At 59.4% G+C, this 24,735-nt stretch carries 21 protein-coding genes; 6 read left to right on the forward strand and 15 right to left on the reverse strand.

Annotation, left to right across the window (positions count from 1 at the left end):
• Positions 1-2 precede the first annotated feature (2 nt).
• The 3 genes from BS627_RS10380 to BS627_RS10390 are packed head-to-tail and all read right to left on the reverse strand — an operon-like array spanning position 3 to position 4,604.
• Entirely contained in the window at positions 3-2,993 is a 2,991-nt protein-coding gene (locus tag BS627_RS10380) for a sarcosine oxidase subunit alpha (protein WP_077983146.1), read from the reverse strand.
• Positions 2,990-3,310, reverse strand: coding sequence for a sarcosine oxidase subunit delta (locus BS627_RS10385; RefSeq protein ID WP_077983147.1), 321 nt, complete (start codon positions 3,308-3,310; stop codon positions 2,990-2,992). Before BS627_RS10385 ends, BS627_RS10380 begins: the two co-directional genes overlap by 4 nt.
• 40 nt (positions 3,311-3,350) lie before the next feature.
• A complete protein-coding gene (locus BS627_RS10390; RefSeq protein WP_077983148.1) occupies positions 3,351-4,604 on the reverse strand; it encodes a sarcosine oxidase subunit beta family protein in 1,254 nt (417 codons plus the stop codon).
• 86 nt (positions 4,605-4,690) lie between these two features.
• Between BS627_RS10390 and BS627_RS10395 the strand changes: the two genes are divergently transcribed.
• Entirely contained in the window at positions 4,691-5,737 is a 1,047-nt protein-coding gene (locus BS627_RS10395) for a GlxA family transcriptional regulator (protein WP_165691217.1), read from the forward strand.
• Positions 5,738-5,753: 16 nt separating this feature from the next.
• On the opposite strand, the gene BS627_RS10400 is transcribed toward BS627_RS10395, so the two are convergent.
• The 10 genes from BS627_RS10400 to BS627_RS10445 form a co-directional block, all read right to left on the reverse strand.
• Complete coding sequence (locus BS627_RS10400; protein ID WP_077983198.1) at positions 5,754-6,086, reverse strand: cytochrome C oxidase subunit IV family protein; 333 nt, start codon at positions 6,084-6,086, stop codon at positions 5,754-5,756.
• Between the two features lie 14 nt (positions 6,087-6,100).
• Positions 6,101-6,826: a heme-copper oxidase subunit III family protein gene (locus tag BS627_RS10405; protein ID WP_077983197.1), complete on the reverse strand. Its 726-nt coding sequence runs from the start codon at positions 6,824-6,826 to the stop codon at positions 6,101-6,103.
• Positions 6,827-6,838: 12 nt separating this feature from the next.
• Positions 6,839-7,543: a cytochrome c oxidase subunit 3 gene (locus BS627_RS10410; protein ID WP_077983149.1), complete on the reverse strand. Its 705-nt coding sequence runs from the start codon at positions 7,541-7,543 to the stop codon at positions 6,839-6,841.
• Positions 7,540-9,318: a cytochrome c oxidase subunit I gene (locus BS627_RS10415; protein ID WP_077983150.1), complete on the reverse strand. Its 1,779-nt coding sequence runs from the start codon at positions 9,316-9,318 to the stop codon at positions 7,540-7,542. Before BS627_RS10415 ends, BS627_RS10410 begins: the two co-directional genes overlap by 4 nt.
• A 55-nt stretch (positions 9,319-9,373) precedes the next feature.
• Complete coding sequence (locus tag BS627_RS10420; RefSeq protein ID WP_077983151.1) at positions 9,374-10,189, reverse strand: cytochrome c oxidase subunit II; 816 nt, start codon at positions 10,187-10,189, stop codon at positions 9,374-9,376.
• 278 nt (positions 10,190-10,467) lie between these two features.
• A complete protein-coding gene (locus BS627_RS10425) occupies positions 10,468-11,283 on the reverse strand; it encodes a DUF2189 domain-containing protein (protein WP_077983152.1) in 816 nt (271 codons plus the stop codon).
• Positions 11,284-11,453: 170 nt separating this feature from the next.
• Positions 11,454-12,416, reverse strand: coding sequence for a hypothetical protein (locus BS627_RS10430; protein ID WP_077983199.1), 963 nt, complete (start codon positions 12,414-12,416; stop codon positions 11,454-11,456).
• Positions 12,417-12,496: 80 nt separating this feature from the next.
• On the reverse strand, positions 12,497-14,182 hold the full coding sequence (locus BS627_RS10435) for an ABC transporter permease (RefSeq protein ID WP_077983153.1): 1,686 nt from the start codon (positions 14,180-14,182) through the stop codon (positions 12,497-12,499).
• Positions 14,179-15,276, reverse strand: coding sequence for an ABC transporter ATP-binding protein (locus BS627_RS10440; RefSeq protein WP_244635005.1), 1,098 nt, complete (start codon positions 15,274-15,276; stop codon positions 14,179-14,181). The genes BS627_RS10435 and BS627_RS10440 overlap by 4 nt, the downstream gene beginning before the upstream one ends.
• A 102-nt stretch (positions 15,277-15,378) precedes the next feature.
• Positions 15,379-16,371, reverse strand: coding sequence for an ABC transporter substrate-binding protein (locus BS627_RS10445; RefSeq protein ID WP_077983154.1), 993 nt, complete (start codon positions 16,369-16,371; stop codon positions 15,379-15,381).
• A 290-nt stretch (positions 16,372-16,661) separates the two neighbouring features.
• Here BS627_RS10445 and BS627_RS10450 point away from each other — a divergent pair, with 290 nt between their 5' ends.
• The 5 genes from BS627_RS10450 (at position 16,662) to BS627_RS10470 (ending at position 22,629) form a co-directional block, all read left to right on the forward strand.
• Positions 16,662-17,795 carry an ROK family transcriptional regulator gene (locus BS627_RS10450; protein WP_077983155.1) on the forward strand — a complete coding sequence of 378 codons (1,134 nt, stop codon included), beginning with the start codon at positions 16,662-16,664 and terminating at the stop codon, positions 17,793-17,795.
• Between the two features lie 327 nt (positions 17,796-18,122).
• The gene (locus BS627_RS10455; RefSeq protein ID WP_077983201.1) at positions 18,123-19,049 is read left to right on the forward strand and encodes an MYG1 family protein; all 927 of its coding nucleotides are present in this window, start codon (positions 18,123-18,125) and stop codon (positions 19,047-19,049) included.
• Between the two features lie 326 nt (positions 19,050-19,375).
• The gene (locus BS627_RS10460; protein ID WP_077983156.1) at positions 19,376-19,924 is read left to right on the forward strand and encodes a TRAP transporter small permease subunit; all 549 of its coding nucleotides are present in this window, start codon (positions 19,376-19,378) and stop codon (positions 19,922-19,924) included.
• An 18-nt stretch (positions 19,925-19,942) separates the two neighbouring features.
• The gene (locus BS627_RS10465) at positions 19,943-21,448 is read left to right on the forward strand and encodes a TRAP transporter large permease (RefSeq protein ID WP_162520530.1); all 1,506 of its coding nucleotides are present in this window, start codon (positions 19,943-19,945) and stop codon (positions 21,446-21,448) included.
• Positions 21,449-21,516: 68 nt separating this feature from the next.
• The gene (locus BS627_RS10470) at positions 21,517-22,629 is read left to right on the forward strand and encodes a TRAP transporter substrate-binding protein (protein WP_077983157.1); all 1,113 of its coding nucleotides are present in this window, start codon (positions 21,517-21,519) and stop codon (positions 22,627-22,629) included.
• Positions 22,630-22,691: 62 nt separating this feature from the next.
• Here BS627_RS10470 and mctR read toward each other — a convergent pair whose 3' ends face one another.
• Positions 22,692-23,324, reverse strand: coding sequence for a two-component system response regulator MctR (gene mctR, locus BS627_RS10475; RefSeq protein ID WP_077983158.1), 633 nt, complete (start codon positions 23,322-23,324; stop codon positions 22,692-22,694).
• A complete protein-coding gene (mctS, locus tag BS627_RS10480; RefSeq protein ID WP_077983203.1) occupies positions 23,321-24,718 on the reverse strand; it encodes a two-component system sensor histidine kinase MctS in 1,398 nt (465 codons plus the stop codon). The genes mctR and mctS overlap by 4 nt, the downstream gene beginning before the upstream one ends.
• Between the last annotated feature and the right edge of the window lie 17 nt (positions 24,719-24,735).

Genomic DNA, 24,735 nt, shown 5'->3' on the forward strand with positions numbered 1-24,735 from the left:
GGTCAAATCTTCAGGCGGGTATTTTCGGGATCGACGAAGACCATCCCGGTGATTTTTGCGGCAATGGTGCGCTCCAGCATCGGAATATAGACGGTCTCACCCATCCGCTCATGGCCGCCTTCCACCAGGGCCAGCGCGATCGGCTGGCCGGCCGCGTCCGAATGATAGGAAGAGGTCACATGCCCCACCATCTTCATCGGGATAGGCTGTTTCGCATCGAAAACGATCTGCGCGCCCTCTTCCAGCTTGGAGCGGTCTTCGGTGAGAAGGCCGACGAGGTGGCGGCGGTCCTTGGCGACGAGATCAGGGCGGGCAAGGCCGCGCTTGCCGACGAAATCGGGCTTTGATTTGCCGACCGCCCATCCCATCGCGGCGTCATAGGGCGTCACCGTACCGTCGGTGTCCTGGCCGACGATGATGTAACCCTTTTCAGCACGCAGCACATGCATGGTCTCGGTGCCGTAAGGCGTGATGTCATATTGACGGCCGGCTTCCCACAGGATTTCCCAGAGCTTGCGGCCGAGAGGTGCCGGCACGTTGACCTCAAAGCCGATCTCGCCGGTGAAGCTGACGCGGAACAGCCGCGCCGGCATGCCGGCCACCGTGCATTCCACGCAGGACATATGCGGGAAGGCCCCCTCCGTCAGCTCGACGCCTTCCACCAGCGGCGCAAGCAGCTTGGCCGCATTCGGACCGTTGAGCGCAATTGTGGACCATTGTTCGGTGGTCGAGGTCAGCCAGACATTGAGATCGGGCCATTCCGTCTGGAGGTAATCCTCCATCATGTTCAGCACGCGGGCGGCACCGCCTGTCGTGGTGGTGACGTGGAAACGGTCTTCGGTCATGCGGCCGATGACGCCGTCATCACGAATGAAGCCGTCATCGCCGAGCAGCAGGCCATAACGGCAGCGGCCGGCGGCAAGCTTCGTCCAGGGATTGGTATACATGCGGTTCATGAACTCGACCGCATCGGGACCGACCACCTCGATCTTGCCGAGCGTCGAGGCGTCGAAAATGCCCACACTCTGGCGCACTGCCCGACATTCGCGGCCGACGGCCGCATCCATGTCTTCTCCCGGCTTCGGGAAATACCAGGCGCGACGCCATTGCCCGACCGGCTCATAGACCGCGCCATGCTCCTCAGCCCACCCGTCGATCTGCGTCTTGCGCGTCACTTCGAAATGCGCGCCGCGGTGATAACCCGCAAAGGCCCCGAAGGTTGTCGGCGTGTATGGCGGACGGAAGGTGGTCAGCCCCACCTGCGGCTGGCGCTTGCCAAGCGCTTCCGCCGCGATGTTCAGGCCGTTGATGTTGGACATCTTGCCCTGATCGGTGGCCATGCCATTGGTGGTGTAGCGCTTGACATGCTCGATGGAGCGCATGCCCTCGCGCACGGCGAGCCTCAGATCCTTGGCGGTCACGTCGTTCTGGTAATCAACGAAAGCCTTGGCCTTGCCGGCGTCGCGGTCGCTCGGCAGTTCGGTGTGGGAAACGCCGCTGCCGGTACGATCATGATCCACCGCATGGCTGGAAACGTTAGTGGTCTTGCCAAGCGCTGCGACGACGTCGCGGCCCCTTTCTTCGCCGTCCTTCAGCGCGGCCTCGATGCCCCACAGCCCGCGACCGGCACCGGCAATCACACAATCCTCGTTGGTGAAGGCGGGCAGGAAGGTCGTGCGCTCATCGTCCCAGGCAAGCTTACCCTGCGTGTGGGAGAAGAGATGCAACGACGGCGTCCAGCCGCCCGACATCAGCACCGCGTCGCAGGCAATCTCCTGCCCCGCACTGACCGACGCGCCACTAACCGCATTGACGCGGACCGACTTGACGCGCAGCCGCCCCGACGTCGCCGTGACCGTATGCGACAGCTTGACGGGAATGCCGAGCGCACGCGCCTCGTTCACCAGCTCCTCGCGCACCTTGGCGCGGGTATCGACAATCGCCTGGACGCGCGCGCCGGCGCCGTGTAGATCGAAAGCCGCATACCAGGCGCTGTCATGGCTCGTCACGACCACCGGCCGGTTGCCGACCTTGACGCCATAGCGGTTGAGATAGGTCTGGGCAGCACCCGCCAGCATCACGCCCGGCCGGTCGTTGCCGTGGAAAACCAGCGGCTTTTCCAGCGCGCCCTGCGCCAGCACCACCTGACGCGCCCGAACGCGCCACAGGCGCTCGCGCGGCGTATCCTTCGGCACGGTTTCCAGATGATCGGTCAGCTTTTCGCAAAGGCCGATCATGTTCTGGTGGTAATAGGCAATCGCCGTCGTGCGCGTCATGACCTTGACGCCCCGATCCTTCAGGGCCGTCAATTCATCCGCAAGCCAGGTCCACGCTGGCTTGCCGTCGATCTTCGCCTGGGGTTCGGACAAAAGCGTGCCGCCGGCTTCGGCATTTTCATCGACCAGCACCACCTTGAGACCATCGACCGCCGCCGCGCGCGCCGCTGCAAGACCGGCAGGACCGGCGCCGACGATCAGCACGTCGCAATGCAGGTTGCGCGAGGCGTAGGTATCGGGATCTTCTTCCGTCGGCGAAACGCCAAGACCGGCGGCCGCGCGGATGAAAGGCTCATAGACCTTGTTCCAGAAGCTCTTCGGCCACATGAAGGTCTTGTAGTAGAAGCCCGCCGAAAACAGCATATAGGCCATGTCGTTGACGGCGCCGATATCGAATTTCAGGCTCGGAAATTTGTTCTGCGAGGTGGTTTCGAGCCCGTTCCAGATCTCCTGCACCGTGGCGCGGGTATTCGGCTCGAAACGTCCGGCGCTGCGGCGAGTGCCGATCAGCGCATTGGGCTCCTCGGAACCCGCCGCCACCGGGCCGCGCGGGCGGTGGTATTTGAACGAGCGGCCCATCAGGTGCACGCCATTGGCCAGAAGTGCCGAGGCGACCGTATCGCCCTTCACGCCGCGATAGGCCTTGCCGTCGAAAGTAAAGCTGACCGAGCGGGCGGCATCCACACGGCCACGGCCGGAAACGCGATAGGAGTTCATTTCGACACCTCGGAACTTGTGGTCAAGCGGGTCAGGGAAGAAAGTTCAGGACGCGGCTCACCCGCTCGATAGGTCGTCAGGAAACGGTCGCTCACCGTGTCACGCACGGCGTTGAAGAAGCGGCCGCAGCCGTGCATGTGCCGCCAGCGCTCGAAATGCGGACCCTTCACGTTTTCGCGGATGAACAGGAAATCTTCCCATTGTTCATCGGTCTGCGACGAAGGATCGGCGGCGCGGACGACATGGGCCTGGCCGGCATAGGTGAATTCGGCTTCGGGCAGCGTTTCGTTGCAATAGGGGCAGCGGATCAAAAGCATGGTTCAAATCCTCGGAGCATTTCCGGAAAATGCGTGGAAATTAATGCGCCACGGCGGCGGCGGCGGCCTCGTCGATCAGGCGGCCGGAGCGGAAGCGTTCCAGCGTGAAAGGCGCGTTGATCGGGTGCGGTTCGTTTTTGGCGATAGTCCAGGCGAAGGTGTGGGCGGCGCCCGGTGTTGCTTTGAAGCCACCGGTGCCCCAGCCGCAATTGACGTAGAGCCCGTCGACCGGCGTCTTGCCGAGAATGGCCGAGCGATCCGGCGTCACATCGACAATGCCGCCCCATTTGCGCAGCATCCGCATGCGGTTGAAGATCGGGAAGATTTCGACGATGGCCGCGATCGTATGTTCGATCAGCGGCAGGCCGCCGCGCTGCGAATAGGAGGTATACTGGTCCGTGCCCGAGCCGATGACCAGCTCGCCCTTGTCGGACTGGCTGATATAGGCGTGGACGGCGTTCGACATGACCACGCAGGGGAAAATCGGCTTGATCGGCTCCGACACCAGCGCCTGCAATGGATAGCTTTCAAGCGGCAGACGCACGCCGGCCGTGTCCATGACGACCGAGGTGTGACCGGCGGCCGAGACCGCAACTTTCTTCGCCTTGATGAAGCCCCTCGCCGTCTCGACGCCCGCAACGGAGCCATCGGCGTTACGGCGAATGGCGGTGACCGGACAGTTCTGGATGATATCGACACCACGGGCTGCGGCGCCGCGCGCATAACCCCAGGCGACCGCATCGTGTCGCGCCGTGCCGGCCCGTTCCTGAAGCGCGCCGCCCATGACGGGGTAACGCGCATTCGGCGCAATGCTGAGCGGCGGGCAATAATCCTTGCACTCTTCCGGGCTGAGCCAGCGATTGTCGACGCCGTTCAAACGGTTGGAATGGATGTGGCGCTTGAAGCTCTGCACATCGTGCACATTATGCGCCAGCATCAACACGCCGCGCCTTGAATACATGACGTTGTAGTTCAATTCCTGGCTCAGGTTCTCCCACAGATCGACGGCGTGATCGTAAAGACGGGCGCTCTCGTCATAGAGATAGTTCGAGCGGATGATCGTGGTGTTGCGGCCGGTATTGCCGCCGCCGAGCCAGCCCTTGTCGATGACGGCGACATTGGTGATGCCGTGCTGGCTGGCCAGATAATAGGCAGCGCCCAGACCATGGCCGCCGGCACCGACGATGACCACGTCATATTCGGCTTTCGGCTGACTGTCGGGCCATTGCTCGTCCCAGTTCTTGTGGCCGGTCAGAGCATTCCGCAAAAGATTGAAGGCATTAAAACGCGTCATGAGCGGGACCCGATGGTTGGAAAATCTCGTGTCGCAAAAGCTAGGAGCATTTGCCGCGCCCCGGCTGGACAATCGCGTCTGTTTGCATGAATATTTGCGTCATGACCTCACACCGCGCCAGAAAACGCCTCAGCGTCGCCTTCCTGCTTGCCGACCGCTTCACGCTGTCGGCCTTCGCGAATTTCGTCGATGTGCTGCGCCTTGCGGCCGATGAGGCGGACCGTTCACGGCCTATCCTGTGCGAATGGTCGGTGCTCTCGGCAAGTTTGAGTAGCGTGCAGTCGAGCTGCGGCGTGAAGGTGCAGCCGGACACGCGGCTGATGGACGCTGCGCATTACGACTATATCGTCGTTGTCGGCGGTTTGATCAGCGATCACAGCGCCCTGCCGCATGAAGCGCTGCGCTTCCTGAAAGAGCGGGCAGCGGCCGGCGTTCCCATCGTCGGGCTCTGCACCGGCGTTTTCATCCTGCATGAGGCCGGCCTGCTCGATGGCTATCGCTGCTGCGTGAGCTGGTTCCACCGCCAGGACTTTCTCGACCGTTTCGATACCGTCCAGATGATTTCCGACCAGATCTTCGTCATCGACCGCGACCGGCTGACCTGTTCCGGCGGCCATGGAGCAGCGCATCTGGCGGCGTTCCTTGTCGAGCGCCATGTCGGCCAGTCCGCCGCCATCAAGAGCCTCAACATCATGATGATCGACAGTGCGCTGAGCGGCGAAAAACCTCAACCCGGCCAGCAGAGCGCGCGCAAGGCCAACGATCCCCTCATCAAAAAAGCGATCCTGCGGATGCAGCAGAATATCGAGGTTCCGAGAACCGTGCAGGAACTGGCGAGTGATCTCGGCCTTGGCCGCCGCAGCCTCGAACGGCGTTTCCTCACCGACCTGGGCGCAACGCCTTCAAAGGTCTATCTCGAACTGCGGCTTGATCGCGCTTTGTCGCTCCTGCGCACGACGCGTGACAGCATCACCCAGATTGCGCTCGCCACCGGTTTTTGCGATGCGCCGCACCTTTCCCGCACGCTCAGAGCCGAGCGCGGTTTCACCCCCAGCGAATACCGCAAGACTCAGGTCGGCCACGTCGCGACCGACGAGGAATTCGCCGTCGGCGTGCTGCTTCCACAATCCTGAAAATCTTGCGTCGGTTCTAGGAACCCGCCCCCATGAAGGTCAGCCGGGTAAGAGCCGTATAGCTGGATTCCGAGGCCATCAAGGCTGCAAAGACGAGCACGAGAACCGGCGGTAACAGGATTGCGTAGATCAGGACCAGCCGTTCCCAGGCCATGTGCATGAAAATCGCCATGATCAACCCCGCCTTCAGGATCATGAACAGGATGATGAGAGACCATCTCGGATAGCTCTGGATACCGAGATAATCGATCATATAGGAGAAGGCGCTGAGAACGAAAAGCAGCCCCCAGACCACCATGTAAAGTCTTATCGGATGCTGCTGTCCCTGTTGTGACTGTTGCTGCGCCATGATGCCATCCTCACTCACCACAGATAAAAGAATGCGAAGATAAAGACCCACACCAGATCCACGAAGTGCCAATAAAGCCCCGTTATCTCGACGATCTCGTATTGCCCCTTGCGGCTGGTGAAGAACCCCCGCCTTTCCTCATCGAAATCTCCCCGCCACACCTTGCGCGCGACGATGAGAAGAAACAGGACGCCGATGGAAACATGGGTGCCGTGAAAGCCCGTGATCATGAAGAAAACCGAACCGAACTGCGCTGCACCCCACGGGTTGCCCCAGGGACGAACGCCCTCTGCGATCAGCTTGCTCCATTCGAATGCCTGCATTCCCACGAATGTGGCGCCAAGCGCTGCCGTCGCCACCATCAGCGCGGCGGTTTTGCGACGGTCGCGGCGATATGCGAAGTTGACGGCCATGGCCATCGTGCCGCTGCTGCTGATAAGAACAAAGGTCATGATGGCAATCAGGATCAGCGGAATGTGCCTGCCGGCAATCGTGAGCGCGAAAACCTCGCTGGGATTGGGCCAGGCCGCGGTGGCCGACATGCGCGCCGCCATATAGGCCAGCAGGAAACAGCCGAAAATGAAGATATCGCTCAGAATGAATATCCACATCATTGCCTTGCCCCAGGAGACGTTCTTGAACGCCCGCTGGTCCGATGACAGATCGGCGGCGACGCCGCGCAGTCCAGCCGGCCGCAGATGCGGATCACTTATCGGTCTTTCCTCCATGGATGCGGCCATGATCGACACTCCTCAGGTGACCAATTGACGGCAGAGATCGGCAAAACTATTCGCCCAGCCGGCGAAAAGCGCAAAAAGGATGAGCCAGACGACCAGCATGAAATGCCAGTAGATCGCGCACAGCTCCACACTCAGGCGCATTCTTGCCGACAAGGGCTCTCTCCGGGCACGGATTGCGGTGCGCCCAAGTACGAGGAGCCCGCCCAATATATGCAGGCCATGCAGGCCGGTAATCATGTAGAAGAAGCTGTTCGATGGGTTATCCGCCAGAATATAGCCTGCGGAGATAAGTTGCCTCCACGCCAGGAATTGACCGGCCACAAAGAAAACAGCCGTCGCAAAGGCTGTCACAAGAGCCGCATTCAGCCTGTCACGATGATCCGGACGGGTTTCGGTTTTCGCCCATTGCAGCGCCAGACTGCTGGCGGCGAGCGCCGCGGTGTTCACCCATAACAGTCCGGGGAGCGGAATGCCCCACCAGTCGGCGCCGCCCATGCGGCCGAGATAGGCGCTGATGAGCAAGGTGAACAATGCACCGACCACCGCCAGAAATATCCCAAGTCCGAGTTTCGCAATTGTCACCGACGATCCCTGCATCTCCGGCGCATCGCCTGCCAGACCAACTTCCAGCCAGGGCTTCGAGGCCAGCCGCTGCCGCGCCATCCACCAGCCGATGATGCCGGCGATACCGGCCATGAAGACAAGGATGGCGCTCATGACAAGGCCCTCTCGGACGACCCCGCCGAAGCCGGCTGGTTTTGCGGCAGGAAGTCCTCAGCCGCGCCGGGCACGCTGTAATCATACGGCCAGCGATAAACGACCGGCAGTTCCTTGCCCCAGTTGCCATGAACCGGCGGCGTCTGCGGCGTCTGCCATTCCAGTGTCGTGGCCCGCCACGGATTGCCGACGGCCTTTTTGCCCCACCGCAGGCTCCACTCGAGATTGAACAGGAACAGCAATTGCGCCGCACCGACGATGAGCGCGGCCACGGTGATGAATATGTTCAACGTGTGCGCCGAATCTGGAATGAAGGCGGTTTCGCCCAGCTCGTAATAGCGGCGCGGCACGCCCATCAGCCCGAGATAATGCATCGGGAAGAAGATGGCATAGGCACCAAGGAAGGTGATCCAGAAATGGACGTGCCCCATCGCCTCGTTCAGCATCCGGCCCGTGACTTTCGGATACCAGTGGTGAATCGCACCGAAGATCACCATGATCGGCGCGACCCCCATCACCATATGGAAATGGGCGACCACGAACATCGTATCCGAAAGCGGCACATCGACGACGACATTGCCAAGGAATAGGCCGGTCAATCCGCCATTGATGAAGGTGACGATGAAGGCGAGCGCAAATAGCATCGGCAGGGTGAGATGAATATCGCCGCGCCAGAGCGTCAGCACCCAATTATAGACCTTGATCGCCGTCGGCACCGCGATGATCAGCGTCGTGGTTGCAAAAAAGAACCCGAAATTCGGGTTCATGCCGCTGACATACATGTGATGCGCCCAGACGACGAAGCTCAGCGCCGCGATGATGACGATCGCCCAAACCATCATGCGGTAGCCGAAGATATTCTTGCGCGCATGGGTGCTGATCAGATCCGAGACGATGCCGAAGGCGGGAAGTGCGACGATATAGACTTCCGGATGGCCGAAGAACCAGAACAGGTGCTGGAACAGGATGGGACTGCCGCCCTCCTGCTTCAATTGTTCGCCCATCTCCACGATGGCCGGCATGAAGAAGCTCGTGCCGAGCAGCCGGTCGAACAGCATCATGACGGCGGCGACGAAGAGCGCCGGGAAAGCGAGCAGCGCCATGGCGGTCGCCGTGAATATGCCCCATATCGTCAATGGCATGCGCATCAGCGTCATGCCCCGCGTGCGTCCCTGCAACACGGTGACGACGTAATTCAGCCCGCCCAAAGTAAAGCCGATGATGAACAGGATCAGCGATGACAGCATCAGGATGATGCCCCAGTCGCGCCCGCCCGGCGTTCCAGAAAGAAGCGCCTGCGGCGGATAGAGCGTCCAGCCGGCGCCCGTCGGCCCGCCGGGTGCGAAGAAACCGGCCACCAGCACAAGGACGGCGGAGAGGTAGAGCCAGTAGCTCAGCATATTGGCATAGGGAAACACCATGTCGCGCGCGCCGAGCATCAGCGGGATCAGATAGTTGCCGAAACCGCCAAGAAACAGCGCGGTGAGCAGGTAAATCACCATGATCATGCCATGCATGGTGATGAACTGATAATAATGTTCCGCGTCGATGAAGGAGAAATAGCCGGGAAAACCGAGCTGCAGGCGCATCAGCCAGGAAAGCACCAGCGCCAGCATGCCGATTGCGATGGCTGTCAGGAAATATTGAATGGCGATGATCTTGGCGTCCTGGCTGAAAACATATTTCGTCCACCAGCTTTTCGGGTGATAAAGCTCGACGTCCTCGACTTCAGCGGGCTGAATGACCTGCCCGGCGCCGGATCCAATCTCGACCATGTTCCATCCTCCCTGTTCCCCCGATGCGGTCTTCCCCTCTCAATATGCACGACGCTCATCTGGCCGCCGACGTTTCCGCCGAGGCCAGCAATTTCGAGAAAGTCGGCTGCTGCTGCAGCCAGGCTTGATAATCGGTGTCGGTATCAACGACGACGGTGCCGCGCATCTGCGGATGGCCCACACCGCACAGTTCCGCGCAGAGAACCTCGAATGTCCCCGTCCGGGTCGGCGTGAACCAGTAATAGGTGACCGAACCGGGGATCATGTCCATCTTTGCCCGGAACTCCGGCACGTAAAAATCATGCACGACATCGACCGCGCGCAGCAGCATTTTCACCGGCCTGCCGGCGGGCAGATGCAACTCGCCGCCTTCAACGATGACATCGTCCATTCCGGCGGGGTCGTTCCTGTTCAGGCCGAGCGGATTGTTGGGTCCAATAGCGCGCGTATCCGCCCGCCCGAGCCGTCCGTCCGCTCCCGGCAGCCGGAAACTCCATTGCCATTGCTGACCGACGACCTCCACCTCGCTCGCACCGTCAGGGACGGTTACGAACTGGTTCCATACGAAGAGGCCCGGCAAAAGCATCGCCGCCACCCCAACCCCGGTCCCGCCCGCCAGCCACCATTCCAGGCGCTTGTTTTCAGGCTCATATGCCGCCCGGTTTCCGGCGCGGTGCCTGAAGCGGAACACGCAATAGGCGACGAACAGCACGATGGCGGAGAAAACGAAGCCGGTGATCCAGAAAGTGATGATGATCGTATTGTCGATATAGCTCCAGTTCGACGCTATCGGCGTCCACCACCACGGGCTCAGCAGGTGGAACACGATCGATCCCACTACCAGCAGAACGAGAACCACAACGACAGCCATCGTCTCCTCCCGTGACCCGGCCACGACTGCTTCCAAAACCCATCGCAAAATATATTAGCATTATCTCATAAATGAGTCGGGCGAGCAATTATGGTAGCGGCTCCTTCCTGTGCGCCTGCATCAATCGGGAAGGCAATCGCGAAAAGCAGACGGATCGGAAGAAAACGATACCACATGGCGTCCCCGCACTCTGCGTGGCCATTCCAACCGCCGCGGCTCCCCTCAGCGGGGCCGCAACGGCAGGAAGGATGATCTACGGATATATTTCCTCTATCAATTCAAGGCGTACGGCTCGGATAATCGGACACGATCAGTTTCCGATAGAGGTGCCAGGTCGAGTGGCCGAGGATGGGCATGACGACCGCGAGGCCGATAAAAACCGGGATCGTGCCGACAACGAGCAAGGCCGCGACGATCAATCCCCAAAGCGCCACGGGAACCGGGTTGGCAAGCGTGGCGCGGATGCTCGCATCCACCGCCGCGACTGCGCCGACATCCCGGTCGAGCAGCAGCGGGAACGCCACCACCGTTGTCGCCAGCACGACGACCGCGAAAACGAAACCCGCGAGATTGCCCCAGATGATGAGGGAGAGACCTTGCGAGGTCGTCAATACGTCCGACAGAAAGGTAGAGAGCGAAACCGGACCGGTCGCATCGAAAGTCGCAGTGTAGATGCTCTGCGCAACAATCAGCCAGACGACGAAAAGCACCAACAGCATGACGGCGACCGCGATGATAGACGGCAGGGCCGGAGAGTGACGAACCTCCAGTGCATGCCGCCAGGAGCTATCCAGCCCCTTTTCGCGCCGCCGACTGATTTCATAAAGCCCGATGGCCGCGATCGGACCAATCAGTGCAAAACCCGACATCAGCGGATAAATAACCGGCAGCAAATTGGCGCCGGAACTCCACATTACCAGAAAAACACCGGCGATCGGATACATAAGACAGAGAAAAACATAGTGGGACGGCTTTTCTTTAAAGTCCTCAAGTCCCAGCTTCAACGCATCCACGATATCCGGGATGCCAATCTTGCGGACTTCCGGGCGGGCAAATTCACCACTCGCACCGGACATGACATGGAATGCCGTCATAGCACTTCTCCTCCTGCGCCATGATCCGGCTGGCGGTACAGGAACGCTCGGTGACTTCTATCGAGGCGTAAAACCGCAACCGGCTGTTTTGTAATTTATCAAATTCTGGCGCCTTTGTCGCCTGTTGTTTAAATTGGAGACATCAGATGCCCGCCGTCGGCACAACTGGACTACCCTTGAGCCAGGTTGAGGCAAATGACGGTCCTGTCATCACTGAACTCCGCCGTTGTCGAACCTTTGACGGACGGATACTCGCCCAGCTTGTGAAAATCCGCCGCCTCGACACGCGCGAATTCCGCTTCCCAGGCCGCCACATCCGTCCCCGCCGGCAAGGACAAATAGCCGTCGGAGAATATTTCAACGCTCGAGAGCCCGTCTTTGGCAATGCGGAGGTCAACCGTCCCCTCCTGCATGACCGTTCCGCCATTCACCGAGGCGTAACCCAGCACATGCCCATGCCGGTTTGCGAATTGCGGCTGGACACGGATGCCGCCCATCAGGAATTCCTCGACCGTTTCAACGTCGTTCTCAAGACCGCTCATCCCGGCTGCGGCAGTGACGGCATTTTCCGCATCCCGCGCCGTCATGATACCGTTTGCGACCGCCGAACGCAGGCCGGAGAAGATCGTCGCGCGCGTTCTTGCTTCGGCCGCATCACCGTCACCGATGACGGCGAGAAGCTGTTTGAATACGAATATACGCGCCGAAGTACTTACCGTATCGATCAGCTTCGTGTGCTGAAACAGACGGGTGCCGTTGATCCTTACGCCGGAATCGCCGGCAAGCAGCAGGCGGAAGCTGTCGCCCATATCCGCCACGATCGCCAGGGTGGTCGATGGCGGATGGCCGGCATTGATGCGCTGCGCCTCCTTTTTCAGGATATCGCTGATATTCTGAAAAAGCGCGGGCGCGGCAAGCGTTTCCAGCCTGCCGTCAAGGCTCATCTCAGCCACGGCATTGGCGGCGGCGAGAGCCGCAATGCGGCCGGAAGTCAGCCCGCCGTAATTTGCTCCGGTCGGGTCGGTCGCGCCGTCGAAAACGGCCAGAACCCGTCCGGGAATGAGAAGCGCCACATCGTCCCCCGGCTTTGCGGCGTTCTTGTATTTCGATTGCGAAAAGCTCGCGATATTCATCTTTCCGGTGTCCTTGCAGAGGGAGGCTGGCGGCGACACATGGTCGCCGCTGCTGCAGTTTTGAATGATGTTTGATGGCTTCAGACGAAAGAGGCTTCCTTGTCCTCCGAAAGCCGGAAGACGACGAAGACGCAAAGTCCGGTGCTGACGAGAAGCAAGGTGGAAAGAGCCGCGGCCGTGCCGAACTCGCCGTCAATCACCTGAATATAGATCAGCACGGGCATCGTAATCGTCCGCGCCGTGTAGAGGATCAGCGTCGAGGACAATTCGTTGATGGCAGTGATGAAGCTCATCAAGGAACCGATGATGAGACCTGGCAACATCAGCGGCACCGTCACCGATATGAACGTCTTTGCCGGAGAAGCGCCGAGATTGACCGCAGCCTCCTCGATGGAGGGTTTGATCTGCCGCAGGATCGAGGTCGTGGAGCGGACGCCGTAAGGCAGGCGGCGGATAAACACCAACAGGATGATGATGAGCGCCGTGCCAGTGATGTCGAAAGGCGGATAACGGAACGTCGTGACGTAGCCGATTGCCATGACGACGCCAGGTATCAGATAGGGTACCATCAGCAGAAGATCGAGCGAACCCGATACTGCATTGTCCCGCCTGACCACGATGAATGAGAGCAGGCCGGAAACGATGGCGATCAACACCACGGCTGCAATCGCAAAGGTGAAGCTGTTGGCAATCGCCTGCGGTGAATCGCGAAGAATGCGGGCATAGCTGTCCAACCCGAAACCGCCTGTGAAGACAGGGCCGTTCGTCGCAAGGAACGATGTGTAGATGACCGTAAGGGACGGTAGCATGGCGACAAAGACGACCAGATAGCAGAAGCCATGCACGATGAACGATTTCAACGGGCGCATGGGCTGTTTAACCGGCCGGTTCGTCAGAGAACTGGCGTAACGGCGTTTGGCGAGAATGTGCCGCTGCAACAGAAGTGCGGCCATGGAAATAGCGATCATCACCATGGAAATCGTGACTGCCATGGTCGGCGTGCCCGCCATTTCGGAGGTATATTGCGCATAGGCTATGGTCGAGAGCGTCCTGATGCCCTTGCCGAGGATTGCCGGCGTTCCGAAGTCTGCGATGGACAAGACGAAGCAGATGATCGCGCCGGTGCTGACTGCCGGAAAGACCAGCGGCAAGGTGATCTTGCGGAACCGTTGGAACGCCGTGCAACCGAGGTTTTCCGCCGCATCCTCATAAGATTTGTTGATGGTGTTCAGCGCATTTTCCGTCATCAGGAAAATATAGGGAAAAAACTTCAGGCTGAAGACCATCACGATGCCGGGTATCCCGTAAATGGTCGGCAAGGAAATACCGGCGAAAGACAGGAGATTGGTGACTGCGCCGTTGGCGCCGAACAGCATGATCCAGGCATAGGCGCCGATGAAGGGCGGTGCACATAGAACCAGCACCGCGAAGGTGGCAATGAATGTACGGCCCTTAATGCGGTAACGCGAGGTGCAGAAGGCAAGCGGAATACCGAGCAGGCAGGCCCCCAACATGCCGAGCACGCCGATGACCAACGTATTCCACAATGCCACGGTATAAAAACGCCGCGTCAGCACCTGCACATAGTTGCCGAAACCGAAAGCACCCGTCTTGGCGTCGAAGAAACTGATGAAGAATACGCTAAAGATCGGCAGGACCAGGAAGACAGCCAAAAGGATAACGGCAAGCACCGTCACGCTTGTCCAGAAACCCGGCAGCCGCAAACGAAAACCTCCGGGCATTGAAGTCGCGGTCATATCCGTCATGACAGGCGCTCCCCGGTAACGCCTTCACCGAAGAGCTTGGTATCACCGGCAGACCAGGAGAAAACCGTTTTCTGGCCGGGCTGAAGGGCGATGATGTCAGGCGACGGCTTGGTGATCGCCTCGATTTCCTCTCCCGACGACAGCACCGCGGCGACATTCATCTCGCGGCCGGTGAAGCTGACCTGCCTTATGGTGACAGGCAGTTCGATGCGGCCTTCACCATCTGTCGCAGGCGAACCGACGGTAATGGCTTCGGGACGGATGGCGGCAACGACCGTTCGTTGCGGCGCAATGGCGTCGGCCTGCGGCAACCCTACGCCGTGCCCGGAAATGGAGGTCCGCCCACCCGCACGATCCAGCGTCAGGAAATTGTTTGCCCCCACAAAGGAGGCGACGAAACGATTGGCGGGGTTGTTGTAAACCTCCCAGGGCGCTGCGGCCTGCTGGATGACGCCGCCATACATCACACAGACGAGATCGGACATGGCAAGCGCCTCCTCCTGATCATGGGTCACATAAACCGTGGTAATGTTCATGGCTTGCTGGATTTCGCGCAGCTCGCGCCGCAGATCCACACGCAGTTTCGCATCGAGGTTGGATAGCGGCTCGTCCATCAGCAGCACTTTGGGATTGATGACGAGCGCACGCGCAAGGCCGACACGCTGCTGCTGACCGCCGGATAATTCATGCGGCATGCGCTTGGCGTAGGGAGCGAGCTGCACGATGTCGAGAATCTTGCCGACCCGTTCGCGAATCTCGGGGGAAGACGCCTTGCGCTGCTTCAAACCGAAGGCGATGTTGTCGAAGACGGAAATATGCGGGAAGACCGCATAATCCTGAAAAACCATGCCGACATCGCGCTTGTGTGCGGGCACATGTTCGATCGCCTGTCTTTCGATGCTGATACTGCCGCTATCCTGCTGGTGAAACCCCGCAATCGTGCGCAGGAGGGTCGTCTTGCCGCATCCGCTCGGACCGAGAAGCGTAAAGAACGATCCCGAGGGGATGGAGATATTGATGTCGGAGAGAGCGACGACATCCCGGTAACTTTTCTTGATGCTGGTAATTTCCACGGCGGCCATGTGCTGCTCCATGACAGATCCTGCACGGCCCGTGACCACGCTGGACAAACGAAAAGCGAATTGTGAATGAAGTAAAGGGGGACGGTCGCCGCTGCGCCGTCCCCGGCAATTATCTTACTGAACGTCGAGCAATGTCTCGTTCCACTTTTCCATCAGACGCGCGCGATTGTCTGCAGCCCATTTGAAATCGTATTTCGCATCGGGAACATCGGCCAGCGGAACAAGCGCCGGATTGGCGGGAACATCGGTTCGAACCGAGCGACGACCCGCCTTCACCACGATTTCCTGCGCTTCCTTGGAGACGATGAAATCGATGAAAGCCTTGCCATTGTCAGCATTCGGCGCTCCCTTGACGAGCGCCATGCCGTCAGGCGCGATTGCCGTACCCTCTTTCGGATAAACGATCTCGACCGGCGCGTTGCCGAGCTTGTAGCGCAGCGCGGCATCTTCCAGCGTAATGCCAACGGCCTGTTCGCCATCGTTGACGAAACGCGGCACCGCGCCTGAAGAGGTGGAAAGAACAGAGTTGGTGAGGATGCCGGTATAAATTTCCCAGCCTTTTTCCTCACTGTCGAAATCCTGCAATACCGTTGCCATCTGAATATAAGCCGAGCCGGACTGATCGGCGCGGGCCGAAGAAATCAGGCCCTTATATTCCGGCTTTGCCAGATCGGCCCAGGACGTCGGAACGGGAGCACCTTTCAGGGCCTCCTTATTGACGATAAAGGCCGTGACGACAGCCGTGAAAGGCACCCAATTCGTGCTCGGTGAGAAGGCCGGGTTGATCGATGCAGCCTCAACCGGCTTGTATGGCTCGAAAAGGTCGGCGGAGAAATCGATAACCGTCCCGTCGACGCTCCAGATCACGTCGCCCGCCGGCTTGCCGCTCTCTGCCTTGATGCGGTTCATCAGCTCGCCCGATCCGGCTTTGACAAGCTCGACCTTGGTGCCGGTTTTCTTTTCGAACATGGGCAGCAATTCGTCCATGAGCTGCTGCGGGGCAGCGGAATAGACCACGACGCTGCCTTCGGCATGAGCGAAAGCCGCGCTGGCAAGGAAAGTCGCGCCGGCAAAAAGGCGCGCGAAAATAGTGCATGATTGACGCATGAGGGGGCTCCGTTTTTTTGTTCCCTGACAGACCGGCCCTGCGACATGATTTTTTTTGGTTTTGCCTGCCGCTACCCGTTGTCTGCTATTTATTTTCTTTACGTAAATTAATTAGTCAAGCCGAAATTTATTTCGATTATGACAATAAAATATCCCATTGAAAAACCACATTATTTCCTGTTTTTGACTTACAGCCGCCCAATTTCAATGCCAGTTTTTGCGGTGAAACGCGGTATACAATCGCGTAATTTTCGCTAATCATCAGGCATAATTTCTCGCGGGAGACTTGTTTGATCGATCTCGGCTACAATGAGCGGCGTCTGCTCGAGATTCTGCGCGGCAAGGGAAGCATGTCGCGCATCGAACTGGCGCGCGAAATGGATGTTTCCGCACCGACCCTTACCCGCCTGACGGCCAATCTGCTGGAATCCGGCCTCATCATCGAAGCGGAGGAAGCCCGCAATGACGGCAAACGGGGGAAACCGTCCACAGCCATCGAAATCAACCCGAACGGGCTTTTCACGCTGGGGGTCTACTTCAATCCTGACGATCTGCGTGTCTGCGTGGCCGATCTCAATGGCACGATAAGACAGGAAATCAGATCGGAACTGGAGGGGCACAGTTTCGAGCACATTATGGAGATGGCCGAGGCGGCCGCCCGGCAAGTGCTTGAAAAAGCGAAGATAAGAAAAAAAGATGTGCTAGGCTGCGGCATCAGCTTTCCCGGCCATTTCAAGCGGGATCGCGGCCATGTCTTCCGCATCAAGCAGTTCGAAAGCTGGCGCGATATCGACGTCGACAAGGACTTTCAGCCCTATTTCGATTTCCCGGTCTTTCACGAAAATGACGGCAATACCGTCATTCTTTCCGAACTCTATTATGGTGCAGGCCGCAATATCCGAAACTTCGCGATGATCTGGCTGACATATGGCATCGGTGGTGCGCTGGTGGTGCAGCGCCATCTCTATCGCGGCACCAATGGCAATGCCGGCGAGTTCGGCGGACTGTTTCCAAAATCCCATCCCCGCCCCTCGGGACAGGACTTGTGCGACACTCTGGCTGCTCAGGGCGTCGCCATTCGACGTCTGAAGGATATTGACGAGAGTTATGCCGACCATCCCGCCGTGGCGTCCTGGCTTGAACGGGCAACGGATCAGCTTCGCCTGCTTTCTTTGACAGTCGCCCGCACGATGGATCCGGCAGCCATCATTTTCGGTGGATCGCTGCCGGACTGGATTGTCGAACATATCGTGCGGCGTATCGGCTCTCTGGATATACTCGGCGAGGATTTTTTCGTCGAGCCGCCGGAGATACGCAAATCGATCATGAGCGACTTGCCTCACCTGGGCGCCGCCAGCATACCGATCTACCGCGCCATCACGCCCAGCTATTATTCCGGGCGGGCGCTGAAGGGCTGGGCATGACGCCTCATGGCCGTTACGTGCCCCAGTGTATTGTCCAGAAGAGCCTCCATCGTCCAGAAACGCCCCTGAATATAGAAGTCACCGCGCGATTCCGCTCCCTTTGTGTTAAATGAAATCGCCGCGTTGGCGTCGAAGATGGCGAGCAGGGCGCACGACCCGGCAAATTCTTTGGCGCTTTCGCAAACCACCCTTCCCACACATCACCACATCCAGCATGTCATTGCTTTTAGCCTCCATGGCGAATAGCGGGTTGAGATGACCTCCGGCAAAGGGTATCAGGTGCCACTCTCAGGCGGACCTTCCGCAAACAACAAGGCGCATCCTGACATGATACCGGACTTCCTCGTCACCCATTCCGGTGGCTTCCATGCCGACGAACTGCTGTCGAGCGTTGTGCTGACGCGGCTTTTCCCACAGGCACGCCTGATCCGCAGCAGGGCGCCCGAATGGATCGCACCCGGCGCAGATCGCATCGTCTACGACGTCGGCGGCGCTTATGACGCAGCAAAGGGAGCCTTTGATCACCACCAGCGCGGCGCGCCGTTGCGCAAGGACGGTCAGCCCTATAGTTCGTTCGGACTGATCTGGAAGCATTTCGGCCGCGATTATCTTGCCGCCTTTGGCGTTCCGGAAGACCATATCGAAACCATTCACGCCTCTTTCGATGCCAGCTTCGTGCTGCCGGTCGATCTGGTCGACAACGGTGCGCTCAGCCCCTCCACAGCTGGGCCGCTCGCGGGACTGACCCTGCCCGTCCTGCTCGAAACTCTGAAGCCTGTTTTCGACGAGACAGATCCCGAAGCGGACAATCGCAGTTTCCACGCGGCGTTGGCCATCGCCCGCAGCTTCGTGGAGGCAAAGATTGCCAACAGCGCCGCGAAATTGCGGGCCGAGACGCTGGTAAACCGGGCTATCGCGGATGCCGGCGAGGGTCATATTCTGGAACTGCCGGTGGGCATGCCGTTCCGGCCCGCCATCGTGAAGGCGGGGGCGGACCATTTGCTTTTCGTCGTTCATCCACGTCACAACGACTGGTGCCTTACCGGCATTCGTCGCGCGGATGAAGGTTTTGAGCTGCGGGCGGATTTGCCGGCCGCCTGGGCAGGCCTGACGGATAAGGATCTGGAAGCGGTTTGCGGCGTCGAAGGCGCAAGCTTCTGCCACAACGGCCGGTTTGTCGCAGCGGCGAGAACCCGCGATGCTGCACTGGCCATGGCGGCGTTGGCGGTAAAAGAGGCGACCGCAACCAAATAGTGGCATGGTCGCCAATCAAGCGGCAAATCTGCATTGCCAAAGCCGTGCTTGTCGTCGGATGTCGGTGGCGCCGCCTGGGCGGTTTTGAGATCGCCGATCGCGATACTGACCGTACGCGTCGCAAAAACGCCTCCTGGAACAAACAGCGGGAGGAGAAACATATGCTTGGATGTGGGTTTTGATCTTGCCCATACCCAGTTCTTGGTACGTCCTGAGAAGTTCGCCGGCGCGCGCCCTTGAGCATCGGGCCGCCGTGGTTATCCTGCCCGAATTATGGCGGTCACACACGTATTGAGGAATACGCGACCGCTTTCGGGGAGGATGTCATGAAATTTCTGTTGGCCGCTTCGCGTGCCATTGATGCCGCCAATGCAGCCATTGGCAAAGGTGTTTCCTGGCTGCTTCTCGCGGCCATTTTTATCAGCGCCGTCAATGCAGCCATGCGCAAGGCGTTTTCGATGAGCTCCAACGCCTGGCTTGAATCGCAGTGGTATTTGTTTTCCGCAGTGTTTCTGATCGCCGCCGCCTATACGCTTCTCAACAACGAGCATGTGAAGGTGGATCTGGTCTATGGAAGTCTTCCGCGCAAGGGGCAGCTGTGGGTCGATATTCTCGGGACCATCTTCTTTCTCATGCCTTTCTGCCTCATCACGGTCTATCTTTCCTGGCCGGTGTTTCTGCAGAAACTTGCGTCCGGTGAGGTTTCGAACAACACGGGCGGCCTCATTCAATGGCCCGTCTGGGCGCTGATACCGATTGGCTTCAGCCTGCTGGCCATTCAGGGCGTTTCGGAACTCATCAAGCGTGTCGCGATCCTGCGCGGCGATATCCCCGATCCGGTTGCAGCGGCTGACGCCGCCGCCGCACTGCTCTGATCGAAGGAAACAACAACAATGGCATTCATTGCGGAAAATCTCGCGCCCATCATGTTTGCGGCGCTCATCATCGTGCTTTTGCTCGGCTACCCCGTCGCCTTCGCCCTGGCCTTCGTCGGCTTTTTCTTCGGCTTTGTCGGAATAGAGCTCGGCCTGCTGCCAGTGACGCTGTTCCAGGCCATCCCCGATCGCATATTCGGCCAGATGTCGAATGAAACGCTGCTGGCCATCCCGTTCTTCACCTTCATGGGGCTCATTCTTGAAAAGAGCGGCATGGCGGAGGACTTGCTGGACACGATCGGCCAGCTGTTTGGACCGGTCCGCGGCGGCATCGCCTTCGCCGTCATCTTCGTCGGGGCAATTCTGGCCGCCACCACCGGCGTCGTCGCCGCCTCGGTTATTTCGATGGGCCTCATCTCGCTTCCCATCATGTTGCGCTATGGATATGACCGCAAGGTCGCCGCCGGCACGATTGCGGCTTCCGGCACACTGGCGCAGGTCATCCCGCCCAGCCTCGTACTGATCGTGCTGGCTGACCAGCTCGGCCGTTCAGTGGGCGACATGTACAAGGGCGCGCTCGTTCCGGGTCTCATGCTCGTGGCCGCCTATACGGTCTATATCATCGTGACCTCGATCATCAGTCCGACGAAAGTCCCTGCCCTGCCGCCGGAGGCGCGGACCCTGCGCGGCACCAAGCTCTTGCTCAAGGTCATAACCTCGCTGGTACCGCCGCTCGTCTTGATATTCCTCGTGCTTGGCACGATCTTCCTCGGCATCGCCACACCCACGGAAGGCGGCGCTATGGGTGCTGTCGGCGCGCTCGCCCTTGCGCTTGCCAACCGCAAGCTCAATTTCGGGCTGATCCAGCAGTCTCTGTACGCCACGGCAAAGCTGTCGTCCTTCGTTCTGCTCATCCTGCTCGGCGCGCGCGTCTTTTCCCTGACCTTCTATGGCGTAAACGGCCATGTCTGGGTCGAGCATCTGATGACGTCGGTTCCGGGCGGCGAGATCGGCTTTCTGATCGTCGCCAACCTGCTGGTCTTTTTCCTGGCCTTCTTCCTCGACTATTTCGAATTGGCCTTCATCATCATCCCGCTGCTGGCGCCGGTCGCCGATGCGCTTGGCATCGATCTGATCTGGTTCGGCGTGATGCTGGCCGTCAACATGCAGACGTCGTTCATGCACCCGCCCTTCGGTTTTTCGCTGTTCTTCCTGCGGTCCGTTGCACCCACGCGCGCCTACAAGGACCGGATCACCGGACAGACGATCCAGCCGGTCACCTCGTCCCAGATCTATCTGGGCGCCATTCCCTATCTGTTCATCCAGCTGACCATGGTCATCATCATCATCGCCTTCCCCGGCATCGTGATGCACTACAAGTCAGGCGTGAAACAGGCCGATCCTTCCGCCGTCCATATCAATGTACCGATGCCGGGCGCAGGTACGGACGCCGATCCTTTCGCCAATCCTTTCCTGGCGCCGGGCAACAGCGCACCGAGCTTTGGAAAGCCGGGCGCGCCCTGACAATCGGCCGGGCGCGAAAGCGCCCCCCGTAACAAACATCGCTGACATTCAATAGGAGGAGGTAATCTATGAAGGTCAACCCAGGTCGCAGACAACTCTTGTCGGGCGGCGTACTTGCAGGAGCGGCTGCGGCTGCTTCGGCACTTGCGACACCCGCCATAGCCCAGTCATTGCCAACTATTCGCTGGCGTCTCACGTCCGGCTTCCCGAACAATCTGGACACGATCTATGGCGGCGCCGTGGTCATGGCCAATGCATTGAAGGCCATTACGGGCGGCAAGTTCGAAATCCAGGTCTTTCAGGCTGGTGAAATCGTTCCAGGAGCCCAGGCCATCGACGCCGTAAAAGCCAATACCGTCGAGATTTCCCATACCTGCGGCTACTATTTCACGGGGAAAGATCCGACATTCGCCATCGGTTCGACCATCCCCTTCGGCCTGAACGCCCGCCAGCAGAACGCATGGCTCTACCATGGCGGCGGCAACGAGGCTTACAACGAATTTCTTTCCGACTACGGCGTCATCGGCATTCCCGGTGGAGCGACGGGTGCCCAGATGGGCGGCTGGTATCGCAAGGAGATCAAGAGCCTCGAGGATATCAAGGGCCTGAAGATGCGTATTGCCGGCGTCGCCGGACAGGTGCTCGCCAAGCTTGGCGCGGTGCCGCAGCAGCTTCCGGGCGGCGACATCTATCCGGCGCTGGAACGGGGCACCATTGATGCCGCGGAGTGGGTCGGTCCCTATGACGACGAAAAGCTCGGCTTCTACCAGATCGCGCCATACTACTATTATCCCGCGTTCTGGGAGGGTGGACTGACGATCCACTTCTTCATCAACAAGGACCAGTATGCAGCACTGCCTGATGAATACAAGGCAGCGCTCGACACCGCCTGCAAGGCCGCCAACATCAACATGCAGGCGCTGTACGACGTCAAGAACAAGGATGCGATCCGCTCGCTGGTTTCCAAGGGCACGCAGCTTCGCCCGCTGCCCCGCGATGTGCTCGACGCCGCCTATAAGGCGACCTTCGAACTTTATGACGAGTACACCCAGAAGCATCCCGCATGGGCCAAGATCTATCCGGGCTGGAAGAAGTTCCGCGACGAGAGCTTCGAATGGTTCCGCGTCGCCGAATATACCTATGACAGCTACGGCTATGCCATGCAGACGGCCGGCAAATAAGCAGGCATAGACTTTACGAGGCCCCTGGATGGCGACATTCCGGGGCCTCTGGCCTTTGGCGGCTATTCTTTGATAAGCCCGTTATCGATCGCATAGCGGATGAGACCGGCAGTCGTCGCTATATCCAGTTTCCTCTTGATGTTCTTGCGATGGGTTTCCATCGTGCGCTCGGCAATGTCGAGCGCCAGCGCAGCGTCACGATTGCTCTTTCCGCGCGCGATCAGCAGCAGAACTTCCTGTTCGCGTGTCGTCAGCGCCTTCAGCCTGCCGGACGCCCCCTCCATTAGCACATCGCGAACGCCAGAGGAAAAATAGGTGCCGCCGGCAGCCACGGTTTCGATTGCGGCGACTATTTCTTCGGTCGCCACGTCCTTCAGAATGTAACCGGCTGCACCATACATCACCGATGTCGATATATATTCCCGGCTGTCATGCATCGACAGCATCAGCACCCGGGCGGAAAGCTGCTTTTCCTTGAACAGTTCCAGGGCATCGATGCCATTGATCTGCGGCATATTGATATCCATCAGCACCACATCGGGCCGCGTGGCGACAGCCGCATCGATACCGGCCATGGCGGATACCGCGGTTCCAACGACTTCGAGATGCTCGTAAGTCTCAAGGACGGCCCTCAACCCGTCCAGAACCAGAGGATGGTTGTCGATCAACAACACACGGATCGGATGAACGGTCACTCGGCGGCCTCCTGTAAGCCGTCATTGCGATCCTTCATGGCAGTGATGGGCAGCACCGCGCGCAGAACGGTTCCCCTGGCGGAGCTTTCGACATCCAGCCTGCCGCCGAAATGCGTCATGCGTTCCTGCATGTTTCTCAAACCGAGCCCCTTGCTTGCCGGCATCCCGTTCTCCTTCCGAACGGCCGGAAATCCACGACCATTGTCGCTGACATCCATCTGGACCCGTTCATCGCGGCTGGAAAACCGGATGGCGACTTGCGTCGCGCCGGCATGGCGCTCGATATTGGTCAACGCTTCCTGTGCGACACGGTAAAGCGCAACCCGCGCCTCCGGGACAAGCATATGCTTGAAGGCCACGGATTCAAGCGTCGCCGCAATTCCCGTGCGTTCGGAAAAACTCGAGATCAGGGATTCCAGAGCTGCCGTCAGCCCCAGATCGTCGAGGACACGCGGGCGAAGATCGTGCGAGATACGGCGGACTTCCTTGATCGCTTCGTTCAACGCAATGGCGCCTTTGCCGATCGCCTCTACAGCCCCGACATTATCCGGTGTGACCTTGCGCCGCGCGAGATCGATCGCGAAACGCACGCCGACGAGATTTTGGGAAATGCCGTCATGCAGTTCCCGGGCAATGCGAAGGCGCTCCTCCTCCTGCGTATCGATGATCCTTTGCATCAAGTCCTTGAGCCGGCCATCCGCCAGCCGCTGCTGGCGCAGATTGAGCAGCATGCAGGTGGCGAACACCAGCAATACGGCGGGAACCGCAAACAGGGCGACGATCAGGAAGTTCCAGGTGATTGAATGCCGCAACTCCTCCTTCGCCGCCGCCGTTGTCGCAAAAACGTCGTCGAGGTAAACGCCGGTACCGATCATCCAGCGCCATTTGTCGAGGCCGGCCGCAAAGGAAAGCTTGTCGGCCATTTTTTTGGTGGAGGGTTTTTCCCACTTGTACTGGACGAGCCCTCCCCCCTTTTTCGCCTCGACGATCAGATCGTAGATCACCCGGTTGCCATCGGGATCGTGGAGATCCAGCCAGTTGTTCCCCGGACGGAAATTCTGTCGTGGATGGACCACGTTCAGCCCGTCATAGTCATAGACGAAGAAATAGCCGTCAGTGCCATAGTCGAGACCGGTCAGGATGCGCTTGACCTCTTCCTTCGCGGCCTCGTCATCCGGTCCTGCCCTGTCATAGACCGAGCGGATCGCCGAAAGGGCGAGATTGGTGAGGTTGAGGAGTTCAGCCTCCTTTGCAGCGAGCATGTTTCGTTCGAACGCATCGATGCTCGTGCGCGCCAGCGTCATAGACTGCCACGTGATCAATGCGGTAATGACGATAATCGCAAGAACAAGTGGCCCGATGGCCAATGCGAGAATCTGGCTCCTGAGTTTCATGCCCCCTCCCGACACAT

The organism is Agrobacterium salinitolerans, assembly GCF_002008225.1.
In the GTDB taxonomy this organism is placed as follows: domain Bacteria; phylum Pseudomonadota; class Alphaproteobacteria; order Rhizobiales; family Rhizobiaceae; genus Agrobacterium; species Agrobacterium salinitolerans.

Bases quoted from the DNA above. Each gene is read 5' to 3' on its own strand.
- BS627_RS10380 (WP_077983146.1), bottom strand. From the start codon at position 2,993: ATGAACTCCTATCGCGTTTCCGGCCGTGGCCGTGTGGATGCCGCCCGC.
- BS627_RS10385 (WP_077983147.1), bottom strand. From the start codon at position 3,310: ATGCTTTTGATCCGCTGCCCCTATTGCAACGAAACGCTGCCCGAAGCC.
- BS627_RS10390 (WP_077983148.1), bottom strand. From the start codon at position 4,604: ATGACGCGTTTTAATGCCTTCAATCTTTTGCGGAATGCTCTGACCGGC.
- BS627_RS10395 (WP_165691217.1), top strand. From the start codon at position 4,691: ATGAATATTTGCGTCATGACCTCACACCGCGCCAGAAAACGCCTCAGC.
- BS627_RS10400 (WP_077983198.1), bottom strand. From the start codon at position 6,086: ATGGCGCAGCAACAGTCACAACAGGGACAGCAGCATCCGATAAGACTT.
- BS627_RS10405 (WP_077983197.1), bottom strand. From the start codon at position 6,826: ATGGCCGCATCCATGGAGGAAAGACCGATAAGTGATCCGCATCTGCGG.
- BS627_RS10410 (WP_077983149.1), bottom strand. From the start codon at position 7,543: ATGAGCGCCATCCTTGTCTTCATGGCCGGTATCGCCGGCATCATCGGC.
- BS627_RS10415 (WP_077983150.1), bottom strand. From the start codon at position 9,318: ATGGTCGAGATTGGATCCGGCGCCGGGCAGGTCATTCAGCCCGCTGAA.
- BS627_RS10420 (WP_077983151.1), bottom strand. From the start codon at position 10,189: ATGGCTGTCGTTGTGGTTCTCGTTCTGCTGGTAGTGGGATCGATCGTG.
- BS627_RS10425 (WP_077983152.1), bottom strand. From the start codon at position 11,283: ATGACGGCATTCCATGTCATGTCCGGTGCGAGTGGTGAATTTGCCCGC.
- BS627_RS10430 (WP_077983199.1), bottom strand. From the start codon at position 12,416: ATGAATATCGCGAGCTTTTCGCAATCGAAATACAAGAACGCCGCAAAG.
- BS627_RS10435 (WP_077983153.1), bottom strand. From the start codon at position 14,182: ATGACGGATATGACCGCGACTTCAATGCCCGGAGGTTTTCGTTTGCGG.
- BS627_RS10440 (WP_244635005.1), bottom strand. From the start codon at position 15,276: ATGGAGCAGCACATGGCCGCCGTGGAAATTACCAGCATCAAGAAAAGT.
- BS627_RS10445 (WP_077983154.1), bottom strand. From the start codon at position 16,371: ATGCGTCAATCATGCACTATTTTCGCGCGCCTTTTTGCCGGCGCGACT.
- BS627_RS10455 (WP_077983201.1), top strand. From the start codon at position 18,123: ATGATACCGGACTTCCTCGTCACCCATTCCGGTGGCTTCCATGCCGAC.
- BS627_RS10460 (WP_077983156.1), top strand. From the start codon at position 19,376: ATGAAATTTCTGTTGGCCGCTTCGCGTGCCATTGATGCCGCCAATGCA.
- BS627_RS10465 (WP_162520530.1), top strand. From the start codon at position 19,943: ATGGCATTCATTGCGGAAAATCTCGCGCCCATCATGTTTGCGGCGCTC.
- BS627_RS10470 (WP_077983157.1), top strand. From the start codon at position 21,517: ATGAAGGTCAACCCAGGTCGCAGACAACTCTTGTCGGGCGGCGTACTT.
- mctS (WP_077983203.1), bottom strand. From the start codon at position 24,718: ATGAAACTCAGGAGCCAGATTCTCGCATTGGCCATCGGGCCACTTGTT.